14 protein-coding genes are annotated in these 15,196 nt (G+C 61.5%); 3 read left to right on the top strand and 11 right to left on the bottom strand.

The genetic code is table 11. The features are described 5' to 3' along the window. The first annotated feature begins 32 nt into the window (after nucleotides 1-32). Nucleotides 33-731 carry a phosphate signaling complex protein PhoU gene (phoU, locus tag GH665_RS21880; RefSeq protein ID WP_153142228.1) on the top strand — a complete coding sequence of 233 codons (699 nt, stop codon included), beginning with the start codon at nucleotides 33-35 and terminating at the stop codon, nucleotides 729-731. Between the two features lie 57 nt (nucleotides 732-788). Here the strand turns inward: phoU and GH665_RS21875 are convergent, their stop codons facing one another. The 6 genes from GH665_RS21875 to GH665_RS21850 all read right to left on the bottom strand — a co-directional run bounded on the left by GH665_RS21875 (nucleotide 789) and on the right by GH665_RS21850 (nucleotide 8,284). Beyond that, the gene (locus GH665_RS21875) at nucleotides 789-1,148 is read right to left on the bottom strand and encodes a copper-binding protein (RefSeq protein ID WP_153138814.1); all 360 of its coding nucleotides are present in this window, start codon (nucleotides 1,146-1,148) and stop codon (nucleotides 789-791) included. Next, entirely contained in the window at nucleotides 1,148-4,351 is a 3,204-nt protein-coding gene (locus tag GH665_RS21870; protein WP_153138812.1) for an efflux RND transporter permease subunit, read from the bottom strand. Before GH665_RS21870 ends, GH665_RS21875 begins: the two co-directional genes overlap by 1 nt. Next, nucleotides 4,348-5,889 (bottom strand): efflux RND transporter periplasmic adaptor subunit, encoded by a 1,542-nt coding sequence (locus GH665_RS21865; RefSeq protein ID WP_153138809.1) that lies wholly within the window; start codon nucleotides 5,887-5,889, stop codon nucleotides 4,348-4,350. Before GH665_RS21865 ends, GH665_RS21870 begins: the two co-directional genes overlap by 4 nt. 11 nt (nucleotides 5,890-5,900) lie before the next feature. Beyond that, nucleotides 5,901-7,196 (bottom strand): TolC family protein, encoded by a 1,296-nt coding sequence (locus GH665_RS21860; RefSeq protein WP_153138807.1) that lies wholly within the window; start codon nucleotides 7,194-7,196, stop codon nucleotides 5,901-5,903. A 92-nt stretch (nucleotides 7,197-7,288) separates the two neighbouring features. Continuing rightward, nucleotides 7,289-7,651 (bottom strand): hypothetical protein, encoded by a 363-nt coding sequence (locus GH665_RS39140; RefSeq protein WP_153138805.1) that lies wholly within the window; start codon nucleotides 7,649-7,651, stop codon nucleotides 7,289-7,291. Between the two features lie 159 nt (nucleotides 7,652-7,810). Then, a complete protein-coding gene (locus GH665_RS21850; RefSeq protein ID WP_153138802.1) occupies nucleotides 7,811-8,284 on the bottom strand; it encodes a hypothetical protein in 474 nt (157 codons plus the stop codon). Nucleotides 8,285-9,178: 894 nt separating this feature from the next. Between GH665_RS21850 and GH665_RS21845 the strand changes: the two genes are divergently transcribed. Next, nucleotides 9,179-9,652 (top strand): GNAT family N-acetyltransferase, encoded by a 474-nt coding sequence (locus tag GH665_RS21845; RefSeq protein ID WP_153142227.1) that lies wholly within the window; start codon nucleotides 9,179-9,181, stop codon nucleotides 9,650-9,652. Between the two features lie 36 nt (nucleotides 9,653-9,688). After that, nucleotides 9,689-10,039 (top strand): DOPA 4,5-dioxygenase family protein, encoded by a 351-nt coding sequence (locus GH665_RS21840; protein ID WP_106356221.1) that lies wholly within the window; start codon nucleotides 9,689-9,691, stop codon nucleotides 10,037-10,039. Between the two features lie 39 nt (nucleotides 10,040-10,078). On the opposite strand, the gene GH665_RS21835 is transcribed toward GH665_RS21840, so the two are convergent. The 5 genes from GH665_RS21835 to GH665_RS21815 form a co-directional block, all read right to left on the bottom strand. After that, nucleotides 10,079-10,390 carry a high-potential iron-sulfur protein gene (locus GH665_RS21835; protein ID WP_028195892.1) on the bottom strand — a complete coding sequence of 104 codons (312 nt, stop codon included), beginning with the start codon at nucleotides 10,388-10,390 and terminating at the stop codon, nucleotides 10,079-10,081. A gap of 39 nt (nucleotides 10,391-10,429) precedes the next feature. Next, nucleotides 10,430-11,119, bottom strand: a complete 690-nt coding sequence (locus GH665_RS21830) for a nitroreductase (protein ID WP_153138801.1) — start codon at nucleotides 11,117-11,119, stop codon at nucleotides 10,430-10,432. A gap of 121 nt (nucleotides 11,120-11,240) precedes the next feature. After that, nucleotides 11,241-11,963 carry a PepSY-associated TM helix domain-containing protein gene (locus GH665_RS21825; RefSeq protein WP_153138799.1) on the bottom strand — a complete coding sequence of 241 codons (723 nt, stop codon included), beginning with the start codon at nucleotides 11,961-11,963 and terminating at the stop codon, nucleotides 11,241-11,243. Next, a complete protein-coding gene (locus GH665_RS21820; RefSeq protein WP_030099359.1) occupies nucleotides 11,960-12,643 on the bottom strand; it encodes a Fe2+-dependent dioxygenase in 684 nt (227 codons plus the stop codon). The genes GH665_RS21825 and GH665_RS21820 overlap by 4 nt, the downstream gene beginning before the upstream one ends. Before the next feature lie 77 nt (nucleotides 12,644-12,720). After that, nucleotides 12,721-14,913, bottom strand: coding sequence for a TonB-dependent receptor (locus GH665_RS21815; protein ID WP_153138797.1), 2,193 nt, complete (start codon nucleotides 14,911-14,913; stop codon nucleotides 12,721-12,723). Nucleotides 14,914-15,196: the final 283 nt, after the last annotated feature.

Genomic DNA, 15,196 nt, shown 5'->3' with positions numbered 1-15,196 from the left:
GAGTCGCAGGCAAGTTTGTCCAAGGAGCGCAGATGTCGGATAAGCATCTTTCCAGCAGATTTGACTTCGACCTCGATCTGCTTTTGACCCGATTGCTCGAAATGGGCGGCTTGGTGGAGGCGCAGATTGCATGCGCAATCGAGACGTTGAACACGTTCGATCTGAGACTTGTTGAGCAGGTCCTTCAGGGCGAGCACCGGCTCAACGCGATGGAAATAGAAATCGACGAAGAAGTCAGCAACATCATCGTCCGCCGGCAGCCCACCGCTCGCGACCTGCGACTGCTGATGGCCGCCTCCAAGTGCATCACCAACCTCGAACGCGCGGGCGACGAGGCACGGAAGATTGCGAAGCGAACCCGTCGCATTGCGATGGGTTCGTCCACGCCGCAGGCCGTCAACATCTCCGAGATCAAAGCCGCCGGCAAACTGGCCGTGGATATTCTTCGTCACGCGCTGGATGCTTTCGCGCGAATGGATACCGTTGCTGCCGCACAGATCGTCAAGGACGACGAAGCCATCGATAACGAGTTCGTGGCGTTCATGCGCAGCCTCATCACGTCCATGACGCAAGATCCCCGGACCATCGCGACAGGGTTCGACTATCTGTCTATCGCGAAGGCCATCGAGCGTATCGGCGACCACGCCACCAACATTGCGGAACTGGTCGTCTACATTGTTAAAGGCACCGACGTCCGGCACGCGCCACGAGAGTTGATTGCGCGTTGCTAGCAACGTGCAGACTCGCAGGCTCAAACAACAGGCCCGCGAGTCCGCATCAACAACCCATCACGACGCTTTTTCCAGTTTCACGATAGTCAGCGTGCCGTCGACGTCCTCAATGCGGACCTTGACCTTGTCGCCTTCGTGAATCTGTTTGATCATCGAGGCATCCTTCGCCTTGAAGGCCATGGTCATGGCCGGCATCCCCACGTTGCGCAGCGCACCGTGTTTCAGCGTGACCATTCCGGAGGCCGGGTCGATCCTCCTCACCTCCGCGTCGGTCAACGCCGCGTTAGGCGACTCCACGGAAGCCGCCGGTTTCGTCGACATGTTCATGCCCGCCATATCGTCACCCGCAAATGCAGGTGACGCAGCAAGCGCGCCAACACTAGCAAGCGCCGCAAACGCAACGATCAATTTCTTCATCAAATTTCTCCAGTCTGAGTAGATGGCACGGTTGTGCCGGAAGGTACTGCGTGAGGAAGCCGCGCGTCGGGCAGACGCTTCGCGCGGCGGCGTTGCAGCAGAAACCACGCTGCGGGAATAACCAGCATCGAAAGAAGGGGGGCCGTGATCATCCCGCCGACCATCGGTGCAGCGATGCGCTGCATGACCTCCGAGCCGGCACCACGTCCGACCATGATGGGGACGAGACCCGCAAGCACAACGGCGACCGTCATCGCCTTGGGACGCACACGCTGCACCGCCCCCTCGCGGATCGCGTCGAGAAGCAACGCTTCGGTCAGCGGCTCGCCTGCGTCGAGTCGCCGATTCAATGCGCCCTTCAGGTAAAGCAGCATCACGACACCGAACTCCGCAGCCACACCCGCGAGCGCGATGAATCCGACAGCGGTCGCGACCGACACGGCATGGCCCAGCATCCAGATGAACCAGAAGCCGCCGACCAGCGCGAACGGCACCGTCGACATCAGCAGCAGCGCGTCGGCAACGGAGTTGAACGTCAGAAAGAGCAGCACAAAAATGACCACCAGCGTCACCGGGATCACCGTGCGCAACTTCGCCGCCGCGCGCTCCAGATATTCGAACTGGCCGGACCATGCAATCGAGTACCCCGCGGGAAGCGTCACCTTCTCAGCGACCGCGCGCTGCATGGCCTGCACCGCCGAATGCAGGTCCGTGTCGCGGATATCGACATACACGTAACCAGCAAGCCGGGCGTTCTCGCTGCGGATCATCGGCGGCCCATCGGCAATCGTGATGTGCGCCACGTCAGACAACCGGATTTGCGCGCCACGCTCCGTCACGACGGGCAACTCACGCAGCTTCTCGAGTGAATCGCGGACCTCGCGCGGATAGCGGATGTTGATCGGAAAACGCTCCCGCCCGGCAATGACCTCGCCGACGTTTTCGCCGCCGACCGCCGTGGACACGATCGACTGAATGTCGGCAACAGCCAGGCCGTAACGCGCCGCCGCCAGCCGGTCGATATCGACGTCGATATATCTGCCGCCGTTCAACCGTTCAGCCAGCGCCGACGTCACACCGGGCACGGTCTTGACCGCCGCTTCGACCTGCGCGGCAAGCTTGTCGATTTGCCCAAGGTCGGGACCCGAAATCTTGACGCCGACCGGCGTCTTGATACCCGTCGACAGCATGTCCAAGCGATTGCGAATCGGTGGAACCCACACGTTCGAGAGCCCCGGTACTTTGACGGTACGATCCAGTTCGTCGACCAGCTTCTCCGGCGTCATGCCGGGCCGCCATTCTTTGCGCGGCTTGAACTGGATCGTGGTCTCGAACATCTCGAGCGGCGCGGGGTCGGTTGCCGTGTCGGCGCGGCCGGACTTGCCGAACACGGTCTGCACTTCCGGGACAGTCTTGATGAGCCGGTCGGTCTGCTGCAGCAGCTCACTCGCCTTCTCCGCCGAGATGCCAGGCAGCGCCGTCGGCATATACAGCAGATCGCCTTCGTCGAGCGGCGGCATGAATTCGCCGCCGAGTTGCGACAGTGGAATCACGGACGCGGCGAGCGCAACCACCGCCAGACCGATCGCGAACCACGGGCGACGCAACGTCGCCTCCAGCAACGGCCGGTACAACCGGATCAGCACGCGATTGATAGGGTTCGCGCTCTCGTGCGGAATACGGCCGCGGATCAGCAACCCCATCAACACCGGCACCAGGGTCACCGACAACCCCGCCGCCGCGGCGATCGTGTAGGTCTTGGTGAAGGCCAGCGGAGAAAACAGCTTGCCCTCCTGGCCTTCGAGCGAGAACACCGGGATAAACGACAGCGTGATGACGAGCAGGGAGAAGAACAGCGCGGGCCCGACCTCGGCGGCCGATGTGGCAATGAGCTCCCAACGTTCAGCGGACGTCATCGTCCTGCCGGGATGCGCGTGCTCGAACGCTTCGAGATGTTTGTGCGCGTTCTCGATCATCACGATGGCCGCATCGATCATCGCGCCAATGGCAATTGCAATGCCGCCGAGCGACATGAGATTCGCGTTCACGCCCTGATAGCGCATCACGATGAACGCGGCGAGCACGCCCAATGGCAGCGACAGGATGGCGACGAACGCGCTGCGCAGATGAAATAGAAAGGCCGCGCACACAAGCCCGACGATAATGAATTCCTCGACGAGCTTGTCTTTCAGGTTGTCCACCGCGCGTTCGATCAGTTGCGAGCGGTCGTACGTCGTGACGATTTCGACGCCAGCGGGCAGCGAGCGCTTCAGTTCGGCGAGCTTCGCCTTCACCGCTTCGATCGTCGTCAGCGCGTTCTTGCCGGAGCGCATCACGATCACACCGCCCGCGACTTCGCCCTCGCCATTCAACTCCGCGATGCCGCGGCGCATCTCGGGTCCGATCTGAATACGCGCGACATCGCCTAGCAGGACGGGTGTGCCCGCTTCGTCCGTACGCAGGACGACATGACGGAAGTCGTCAAGCGTGTGCAGATAGCCGGACGAACGCACCATGTATTCGGACTCGGCCATCTCGACAACAGACCCGCCCGACTCCTGATTCGCCTTGCCTAATGCATCGGCCACCATCGCCTGCGTGATGCCATACGCGCGCAGCTTGTCCGGATCGAGCACAACCTGATATTGGCGCACCATGCCGCCAATACTCGCGACCTCGGATACATCGGCCACGGACTTCAGTTCGAACTTCAGGAACCAGTCGTTGAGCGCGCGAAGCTGTCCCAGGTCGTGCTGTCCGCTCCGGTCAACGAGTGCGTATTCGTAGACCCAGCCGACGCCGGTTGCATCGGGGCCGAGCGAAACCGTCGCGCCTGGTGGCAGCCTGCTTTGCACCTGGTTCAGATATTCGAGTACGCGCGAACGCGCCCAATACTGGTCGGTTTTGTCGTCGAACAGGACATAGACGAACGCATCGCCGAATGACGAATACGCGCGAATGGTTTTCGCGCCCGGCACGCCCAGCAGTGTGGTGGTGAGCGGATACGTCACCTGGTCCTCGACGACCTGTGGTGCTTTGCCCGGGTACGAGGCCTTGATAATGACCTGCGTGTCGGACAGGTCGGGCAGCGCATCGAGCGGCGTTTGGGTCAGCGAGTAGATGCCCCACACTGTCACGAGCACAGTGGCCAGCAGCACCAGAAAACGGTTGTGGATAGACCACCTGATCACACGCGCGATCATTTGGCGCCTCCTACCGGTTCGACCGTCGTCAGCTGGTAGCCGCTGTCCGTCTGCCGGAACGCGAAGTGCACCATCTCACCGGGCTTTGCGTCCGGGAAGGCCGTCGGCGATGGTTTGCCGAATGCCATTGTCATCTTGCCCCAGCCCAAAGCAGGGACCGGCTGATGAGAGAACGTGATGTCGTCGGCTGTCACCTTTTCGACCCTGCCGGTGGTCTCATAGGTTGGGGATGCATCGGTCGTGGCGGGGCCTGACGCGGGCGCAACCGGGTCCGCGTTTGTGCTCCCCTCCAGACGGGGAAGAACCGATTTCAGGCTGGCTTCCGAATCAATCAGAAACTGGCCGGATGCTACGACCCGATCGCCGTCGGTCAGACCGCTCAACACTTCGGTCTGTTCGCCGACATCTTTGCCGACCGTGACACTCACCGGCTGCAAACGCCCGTCCGCGTTTCTGACAATGACGACCGTGCGCTTGCCGGTCGCGATCACCGCCTCGGACGGGACAAGCAGGCGCGAAGCCGGTTTTTGCGCGGCGACCCGCACACGCATCAGCATGCCGGGCGTCAGCTTGAACGCGGCATTGTCGATCTCGAGACGAGCCTGCAAGGTGCGGCTGCTAGTGTTGATGCCCGGCAGGATTTCGCGAATCCGCCCTTTGAAATGCTGGGAGGGATCGCCCGCGAATGCGGCATCCGCGGTCATGCCGGGCTGCACGCTCAGCGCCAGAGATTCCGGTATCTCAACGATGAGCCATAACGTGGAGAGACCCGCGACCTTGGCGAGCGTCTGCCCAGGCGTCACCATCGCGCCATCGCGAACGTTCAACTCGCTGACCACGCCCGTTTCGGGTGAGCTCAGCACGACATGCGTCTGCGCGTTGCCGGTCCGGTCGAGATTCGCGACGACATCGTCGGGAATCGACATCGCCCGCATACGCGCGCGCGCGGCGTCGAGCATGCTGCTGTCCATACCGCTGCGTTTGAGCGTCAGGTACTCCTCCTGCGGCGCCAGCCAATCTGGCACAAAGAGCGATGCGATCGGCGCGCCTTTCGCAATGCGCTGCATCGGTGCGCTCGCATACAGGTGGTCGATGTAGCCGGTCACGCGCGACTGCACGACGTCAGCGCGCGATTCGTCGAATTGCGTGGTCCCGACGGCATCGAATCCTTCGGCGATGTCCTGCCGTCGCGCCGTGGCGTAGCGAATGCCGAGGCTCTGCTGCAAGCCGGGGTCGATCTTGATGCCGCTCACGCCCGCATCGTCGGCGAACACGGGTTCGAGTTGCATGTCCATGAAGGGCGACTTGCCCGGTTTGTCGAAATGCTGATTCGGGACCATCGGATCGTGCCAGTACAGCACTTTGCGCCCTGTCTTCGGATCGATCCTGTCGCCCGCTGCAGACGTCACGGACATCGCGGCAACGGAAGCTGAACCCGCCTTCGCGGCATGACGCGCGCCGGCCACGTAGCCTGCGCCTGACAAAACCACGGCGCCGAACGTAATGAGGACCGCGCGTACCCGTTGTTTCTTTTGCATGGTGTTCTCCTTCACTGGCTGACGGACATCGACGCGGGCACCACCTGGTATTCGAGCTGGGCCCATGTCTGGGACACCTCGCGCCGAAGATCAAGCAGCTGTAGCTGGGCGTCGAGTAGCGCACGCCGGGCGGCAAACGCGTCCGCGAGCGACCCGCTGCCCGTCCGATAGGCCGCCGCCGCAAGCTGAACGCGACGATCCGCTGCGGGCAGCAGGAAGTCGGTGAGCTGGGTGATGCGCTCGCGGCCGCTGGCGAGCGTTGCCGACTGCGTGCGGATATCCGCTTCGACTTGCCGCTGCGCGTCTTCGTACATCAGCCGCGCTTTGGTGCCGAGTTCCGCCTTCTCCGCGGCGTCGCGATCCTGGCGATTCTTGCGATTGATCGGCAAGGGAATGCTGACGCCGACCGAAACCATGTTCGAGTACTGGCCGCCGCGCTGCTGATACGAGACTTCCCACGTCCAGTTAGGACTGCGGTCGCTGTTAGCAACGGCCGTATCGCCGTCGGCAACTGCGATATCCCGTGACGCGGCAATGAGCACCGGTTGGACGTCGCGAAGCGCCTCAGGCGACAGGGACGCGACGTACGATTGCGGCGCGGGTGGATCGCCGCTCACATCGGCAACGGGTGTGGCAGTCCAGCGGGACAGGCCGATCAGAGCGGTCTGAAAGGTCTGCTGCGCTTTGAGCCGCTGATCCTGCGTCTGCGCGAGCATCGCCTGCGCCTGTACGACGTCGGCCGCCGTTGCCCTGGCTCCACGGTAGGAGGCTTTTGTCGCCTCCAGTTCATGCTCCATGTGGCGCAGCAAATCCTGCTGCAACGCGAGCGCCTGCCTGGCATAGACAGCGTTCAGCCATGCCGACGCCGTTTGCTGCCGCGTGTTCGCGAGTTGCACCAGATATCCGGCGCGCTCGCGGTCCACCACGTCGTTCGCGCGGGCCGAACTCTGGCGGCGCTTATCGGCGGATACCCATTCCTGTTCGATGCCGATGCGGCGCATCGTCATGAAGTCCTGGCCGATGGTGTACCGCTGCGCTCCGTTCACCGGCAGGTTGTCGATGCCTGCTTTGAGCATTGGGTCGGGCAACTGCCCGGCCCGCACCGCAGCGTCGGAACTGGCGCGCACGGATGCCTGTGCGGCACCCATGGCGGAAGAGCGGTCGGTTGCGGCCTGCAGCGCCGCATCGAGCGTGTAGCTTGTTTCCTGAGCGTGCGCCGCGCCGCTCGCGAGAATCAGTGCGGCGAAAAGCGAGCGCGCGCGCAGTGGTGCACGCCGGTTTGACGGCGTGCGAAAAATGAATGGCATGTTCTAACCCCAACGGCGAACTCCCAAAGGGAGTCCACGTCCTGGACGCAGGACGACCTCACCGCAAATGCGGTGAACCTGTCAGCAAGGGATTAGAGAGTGCGAGGAGGCCGCCACAAGCCGGACGGCTCACGGACCGGCAGCGACTGCGTGTAGTGGAAGACAACGGTACTCGATAACCCGGCAGGCCGGGTTATCCCGGTCGGAGAGACCGGGTGATACAGACTGCCAAGCTGGCATTGCGCCGTTACCTTGCAGAAAAAGTTCTTCACCTTTTCGCTCTGCGATGAATGCATGGACTCGCAGCCGGGCATGTCAGCCGACATCGAATCGCCCTCTCCGGCGTTCATGCTCATCTGCATTGGACAATCTCCCGTCAAGCCGCTGGCCGCCAGCCCACTAATGGGCAGCGCGGCGCACAGCAACAGGAGGAGCAAAGTCCGCAGAAATTTCATGACGGAGATTATAGCCGCGCCGCTTTAATCAGGTGCGTCGCGGATGCTGCGGATTTGCGGACAGCAAAACTTGCGCTGAAGTAGAAAAAACGCCCGTTTCCGGGCGTTTTTGTGTCCGCGTTAGTCACTGCGGCGCTGCGAGGTCAGGCTGATGCCCGCTTAAACCACTGCTTCGACAATCGCCTGCGCGCGAGCCGATCTCATCAGCCCTTCGACCATCTTCGCTTCCGCGTTCGCGATCTCGCTCAACGATGCGGCCGACAGTTGTCCATCAAGAATGGCCAGCGCCGTGCAGAGACGGGCGTATTCGCCGTCCTGCAACTTCCAGGCACCGTCCTGGTGCTCACGCGTGTCGAGCTGAACCATGGCCGCATGCGCGCTCTCGATATCGGCAAGAACGTCCTCGCCGAGACCCAGACGCGCCAATTCTTGCGACACCAGCAAATGCCGGCTCAAGGTCAGGTGCAAATCCCGCGAGCCCCGGCCGCGTTGGAACGCATCGAGAGCGGTGTAGCACTGCAGGAGCATCGCCGTGGTGACCGGTTCGTGGGCGGTGCGGCTAAAGGTTAGCGCGCGCAGCAGCGGGGACATCGCCGGCTGGGTGTGCTTGCGGACTCGCGATTTACTGGACATATCGATTCAACCTCCTTCGCTAACTCTCGGCTTTGCCACCGAATGATGTGGTCTCCGGTGGCAAACGCCGCCGATGCGCCGGCGGCTTGACAGGCCCTTAATGTGAGTCTGTGTAGCCATCATGGCAAGCAACTATTAAGACAGACTTAAACAACTTAAAGTCTCGATTGCGCGTGACATCTCGCCGCGCGCGAGCAGACTTCCCGCTACGGCCGCGCCGAAATGCAACGCTGCCATATAGGTTCGGACGGGCTAAATACAAGTCACATTTTCCGCACCGACGAAAAAAAACCCTGTTCCCGCGAAGGAACAGGGTCTGACAGGATGGAACAGTCGTGCAGGCGCGTGGATGCTTGCCGACCTAAACCCACCATAAACTAACAAAACAAAGCTGTTGCTGCTTACGCTGCTACTACATTGTTGCTCGCACTGCTGCTGCATTGTTACTTGCACTGCTACTGCGTTACAGCTCGGTCCCTCGCCATCAACATCACCTCGCTGCAACCCCCTGCTGATTCGCGCATGGATACTGCAACTGCGCGTTGTTTGCATTGCTTCGACTTCCTACTGCTTTACTGCCCTGCCACGTTAAACAACCGCGGCAAACTGCCATCAACGGTACGGTTCAAAACAACGCGGGGGAAGACCGCGTCGATGGGCGCGGTGACTTGTCGCTCCATGGAAAACAGTTTATGTGAGCGAGCACGAATGCAATTGCGCGAAACGAGGGGAAATGGCTGCCCAGTTTGCCGAATCGGCACAGCGCGCGATTTCTTCAGACGTGAACCACCATATTGAGGGGTCGAAACATCAATGCATGGCAAAAAAGCGCGGCTGGCGCGACAATTCACGACCGTTCCAATTCGCCACCCACGCGCCGGAGACGTCCTTCGCATGTCCGCTCAAGAACCCGTCCTTACCCTGCGCCCAGCGTTAGAAGCCGACGAGCACTTTCTCTTCGAACTGCGCAAGGCCACCATGACCGAGCATCTGGCGCAGGTCGGCGAGCCCATCGACGATGCCCAGCATCGCGCGCGCCTGCGCCACCGCTACGATGCGGCGCGCGTGATCTGCCTCGACAGCGCGCCGGTTGGTTTGCTGAAAGCGTATCGCACCGAGACCGAGTGGGTCGTCGTGCAGTTGCAGATTGCGCCGGCACATCAAGGGCGCGGCATCGGCGAGCGAGCGCTGCGGACAGTCTTGCTGGCCGCGCAGGCCGACGTATTGCCGGTCACGCTCAAGGTGCTCAAAGGCAATCCCGCGAGACGTCTCTATCAACGCCTCGGCTTCGACATTGTCAATGAAGACGAAATACAGTTTCACATGAGGTGCATGCCGCACGCGTCAGCGCAAACTCAAGCAGAATGAGTGTCTGATAAAAACGGAACCGCAACGGACCTGGTTATGACCTTTCGCGACACCTCAGCCATCCAGAGTTGGCACGCCCACGTTTACTTCGATTCAGGCAGCCGCGACGCCGCGTGGGCCTTTCGCGAACAGATCGAAGCGCACTGGAACGACAAGCTGCAATTAGGCCGATTTCACGAACGCCCGGTCGGGCCGCATCCCATGTGGTCGTATCAGCTCGCGTTCGCGCAAGACCAGTTCGCCGAACTCGTCGGCTGGCTCACACTGAATCACGGCGCGCTCGATATTTTTCTGCACCCGAATACGGGCGACGCCTTACGCGATCACCGCGACGCAGCGGTATGGATCGGTCATTCGCATGACCTGGTACTGAGCGCGCTGAACTAGAGTCAGCGCGTTTTTTAATCGCACCTACCGCTTGCGCGGTCACATATTCGAATACGAACTGCACCAGCCGTGCGCGGCGACCTGCTTGTCGCCGAACAGCGTGCAGCCACCATAGGCGTCCGTGGCTTTGCCCTGGAACAGCGAACAGTTAGCGCAGGTTTGTCCGGCGGCATAGCCAGGGAATTTCGCCTTATCGACCTTGGATGCGTCCTCGGTATAGCCGACGGCTTGTGCCTTCGGATCGGCTTCGCTCAATCTGTTCGCGGTGTCGGCGAATGCGACGCGGGACAGCATGAGCGATGAGCTCACGCCCACACTCAGCATCAGAAAATCGCGGCGTGAGGTTTTCATTGTGGTCCGATGAGAAGTGGGGATGCCCGTCAATCGGGATCAATCGAGGAATCGCGTGAACCGCTCAACCGGTTCGCGCTCGGTGCGCAGCGTATTGACCAGCGCGCTTTCGTCGGCGAAACCGAGCGACATGCCGCACACCAGTTGCTCTTCGGGCAGCAGGCCAAGATGCCCGGCAATCACGCTGTGAAACGGCGTAAATGCGGCCTGCGGACAGGTATCGAGACCACGCCCGCGCGCCGCCGTCATGATCGCTTGCAGGAACATGCCGTAGTCGAGCCAGCTGCCGCGCTCCATCACCCGCTCGATCGTAAAGAACAGGCCGACCGGCGCACCGAAGAAGCGGTAGTTCTGCGCATGCTGTTCATGCATGCGCGCCTTGTCGCCCTTTTCGATGCCGAGCAAGCCGTACAGATCCCAGCCGATCTTGCGACGGCGGTCGATATACGGCGACACCCATTGACGCGGGTAGTAGCGATACTCTTCCTGATACAGCGCATCGCGCTGGGGATCGTCATAAGCGGCTACCAGGGCCTGCGACAGTCGCGCAAGCGACTCGCCCGTCACCACATACACCTTCCACGGCTGGGTATTGGTGCCCGACGGCGCGCGGCTGGCCGCTTCGAGAATCGCTTCGATGTCGGCGCGCGCAACCGGCGTGGGCAGGAAGGCGCGGATCGAACGCCGCGAGATCAGCGCGGCGTCGACCTGATTGGGGGATATCGTCATTGGCAGAATTTCGGCAGGGCCAACAGTTTTGGTGGTCTGCGAAGATTCTAGCGCGAGTACCCGTTTTCTCGCTGGCGGGCGGGCAGGATGCTGGATGCGCGAGCGCCTGCCGCAGCGCCGTCTAGCTCAGCCCCATGCACACCGCGGCGACGATCGACCCGATCACCAGCACCGCGCCGACGGTTTTGCGTTTGTTCAACTCAGTCCAAAGCAGCACGCCGGTGAGCGACAGCAGAATGATGCTGCCCGCCAGCGTATCGATCAGCAGCACCCAGCCCACGCTCAAACCGACGCCCTTGTGCAGATTCGTGAGCGTCGCGAGAAACGAGTTCTCGCTGCGCTTGACCGTTACGTAGCCGTTGCCGACCCAATACTCGGCGGCGGTGTTTTCATGCGGCGACGCGAAGTTGAGCTGCCAGTGTTCGGGTTGCACCATGCTGCGTTCACCCCACGCGACGGGATGCGCGGGCTCTTTCTGCACGCGCCCTGGGTTGCCGGCCAGTTTCAGTTCCTGCTTGAGCCACTTGCCGAGTTCGCGCGGCGTTGGCGGCGCCGGTTGTGGCAACGGCACCTGCACGACCGACACCTGCGGCTCGCCAGTCGATACCCTGAGAGGGCCGCCGCGATGGTTCAGCAGAAAGCCCGTGGTGCCAAACAACAAGCCGAGCGCCGCGCCCCATAAACCGATCCAGCCATGCACTTTGCGCAGCCATTTGATGAAGGTGGCACGGCGCGAGCGTTGCTGCCGCGCTTTCCATTCGTCGCGGTCGAGCCGCTGCGGTTCGCTCGCCACAGCGCCGCTGGCCGCAGCCGGTTGGAAATCAATCACCTCCGGGACGCTCACGTTTCACTCCAGGTACGTAACAGGTTGTGGTAACAGCCGACCAGGCTGCGACGCGCGGTATCGTCGGCCTGGGTGGCGTTCAGACGTTGGATCGCCGTGTCCATATCGAATAGCAGCGCGCGCTGCGTGTCGCTGCGCACGAGGCTTTGCACCCAGAAGAAGCTGGCAAGGCGCGCGCCGCGCGTGACCGGCGTGACCTGATGCAGGCTGGTGGCCGGATAGACGATCATGTCGCCCGCCGGCAGTTTGACCTGCTGTACGCCATAGGTGTCTTCGATCACGAGTTCGCCGCCGTCGTACTCGCCGGGTTCGGAGAGGAACAACGTCACCGACACGTCCGTACGCAGCTTCACGCCGTTGGGCAACACCCGCACTGCGCCGTCCACGTGACTGCCGAATTGCATGCCGCCTTCGTAACGGTTGAAGAGCGGCGGATACACCTGGTTCGGCAACGCCGCGCTGATGAACAGCGGGTTGCGCTCGATCGACGCGAGAATCACATCGCCGAGCTCACGCGCGATCGGCGAATGCTCGGCGATCTGCTGGTTGCGTTTGACCGGCGCGCCCTGGTAGCCGGCGGTCGCACGGCCATCGACCCATGCGTCGCCGGCGCTATCGAGCCGTTCGCGCACAAGGCGCAGTTGCTCGGCGTTCAGTACATTCGGAATGTGCAGCAGCATCTTGAGTTTCCCTGGCCTCGTCACGTCGGCCTGCCGTTTGCGAAAGCGGCAAGCCTACCGTATCAATGAGGCATGCTTCAGAACCGGTAGTCGACCGTTGCCAGCAACGTGCGTCCGATACCCGGCACGGAACGGCCACCGTCCGACTGGATGAGCGCGTCGTAATACATCTTGTTGGTCAGGTTCAGCAGATTCAGCCGAACATCGTATTTCTTCGCGTGATACGCGGCGGTCGCGTCCCAACGGGTGTAGCCCGGGACCTGCACGTAGTTCGTGTTCGACGCGTAGCGCGGCGACATATAGGTCGGGCCGCCGCCGATTTCCCAGTGCGGCGTAATCGCGTAGGTGGACCAGAGCGTCAGCGTGTTGCGCGGCGTGTTGGCCGGTGTGTGCCCTTGCGTGCCGTCGAGCGCCTTCAGCACGATCGCGTCCATATACGTGTAGCCGCCAAAAATCTGCCACTTGTCGGTGATGTGACCCGTCACGCCGGCCTGGAATCCGTCGACGCGGATGTCACCGTCGAGTTCGTATTCGGTCGGCGAAACTTGCGTGCGGGCATTGGTCATCTCCTCGCGGAAGAACGCGGAGGTCACCGAGATATTGCCGCCCAGCAGGTCCCACTTGCCGCCGACTTCATACGATCTGGTCGACTCCGGCGCGAGGTTCTGCGTCAGGTTGGTCACCGTCAACGCTTCAAGCGACGGGTCGAATGACGTGCCATACGACACGTAGTACGACTGCCAGTCGGCCGGCTGGTAAATCACGCCGGCGCGCACACTGGTGAAGAAGTTGGTCTGACTCGCGTACAGCGGCGCGGTGATCGAGTTGTGAATCTGTGCCTGGAAGCGATCCCAGCGCAAACCTCCAATCACCTTCCAGTGTTGTCCGATCGACACCGTATCGTTCACGTAACCGGCGATCTCGTTCGAACCGGAATTCGCGTAGTTGCCGACCGTGGTGGTCACGCCCGCGGGCGACGACAGATACGCCGGATCCACCATCGAGACGACCGGCAAGTTATTCCGCGTGTACGCCTGGTTCGAATAGCTGTCGTGGCCGAGTTCGACGCCGGCGATCAGGTCGTGCCTGATCGGGCCGGTGTTGAATTTGTATTCGAGGGTCGTGTCGTTGTACAGCGAGTGGTTCTCGATCACACGGTCGTGGCTTTGCAACTTGATGAACAGTTGCGACGGCGACAACGTCGTGTAATTTCCGTTGGTCAGTGCGGTGCTGCTGGCAAGCGGCCCGGTCAGCACCGCTTGCGGCGCGGTTTCGCGTGCATCGGTCAGCGAGTGCGAGAACTGCGTCTGGTTCTGCAGCGTGAGGTCGTCCGAGAACTTGTGCTTGATACCGGCCGTGAAGGTCTGGACATCCTGAATCGTGCGGTCGGTGGTCAGGCCGTAGAAGGTATTTTTCGGCACCGGCGAAGGATGCCCGTTCAACGCCTGCACGCCGTAGTCGGGCATGTCGTAGTTGTGCTGGATCAGCGCGGAGATCGTCACTTCGGTCGGCGTGCCGATGCCGAAACGCACTTCCGGCGCGATACCGTAGTCCTTGTTCTTCATCTCGTCGCGCGTCGAGCCGAGACTTTGGCCGAAGGCATTCAGGCGGATCGCCGAGGTGTCGGTCAGCTTATGGTTCACGTCGACGGTGCTGCGGTAGCGATCGTCGGTGCCGATCATGCCCGTGACTTCCGCAGAGTCTTTCAGATTCGCTTTCTTGCTGACCTGGTTGATCACGCCGCCCGTCGATCCACGGCCGAACAACATTGACGACGGCCCATATAGCACCTCGAGTTCTTCGAGGTCGAAGGTGTCGCGGTAGTACTGGTTACGGTCGCGGAACCCGTCCAGATAGATGTCGTTCTGCGCGGTGAAGCCACGCAGATTGATGTTGTTGCCAATCTGACCGCCTTCAGCGCCGCCGATGGTCACGCCCGGCGCGTTGCGCAGCGCATCCTGGAACGACGTGGCGCCTTGCGAGGCGAGCACCGACTTATTGATCACCGTCACCGTCTGCGGAATATCGCGCAAGGCAGTAGGCGTCTTTGCGCCGACCGTCGAACGTTCTGCCTGGAAGTCCTGTTGTTCAGCTTGCGCCGCCACGCCGATGGTCGGCAAGGTCGCGTTATCGGCCACCGTATTCGCCGCTGCGTTTTGAGCCGACGGCTGCGATGCGGTTTGCGGCGCGGTCTGCGCGACTGCGGGCGTGGCGAATGGCACGGCAAAAGCTAGCGCTAACGCAGTCGCGAGCGGCGTGTGATTGAACATGGGGAAATCCGGTCAGAAGTGCGCTTGCCCGATCCGCATGCTCAGCATGGAATCAATGACAAAACCGCAATTGGCTGGCTGCCGGTCTCCTGCTCAGAGCAAAGACGACGCGATGGCTGGCTAGTGGTTAAATGAGAATCGATATCATTCCATACGCATAAAAACCCATCAATCGCGTCGAAGCTTACCTGGTGTAATCGAATTATTTCGTTTTATTACCTACGTATGGCATTCGTAATTTTCAATGTGACGTCGTCAGCTATTTATTACTCGCTTGTAATAT

This window comes from Paraburkholderia agricolaris (assembly GCF_009455635.1).
GTDB lineage: Bacteria > Pseudomonadota > Gammaproteobacteria > Burkholderiales > Burkholderiaceae > Paraburkholderia > Paraburkholderia agricolaris.
The sequence above is the reverse complement of the archived record's forward strand: the minus strand, read 5'-3'. Positions and strand labels throughout refer to the sequence as shown.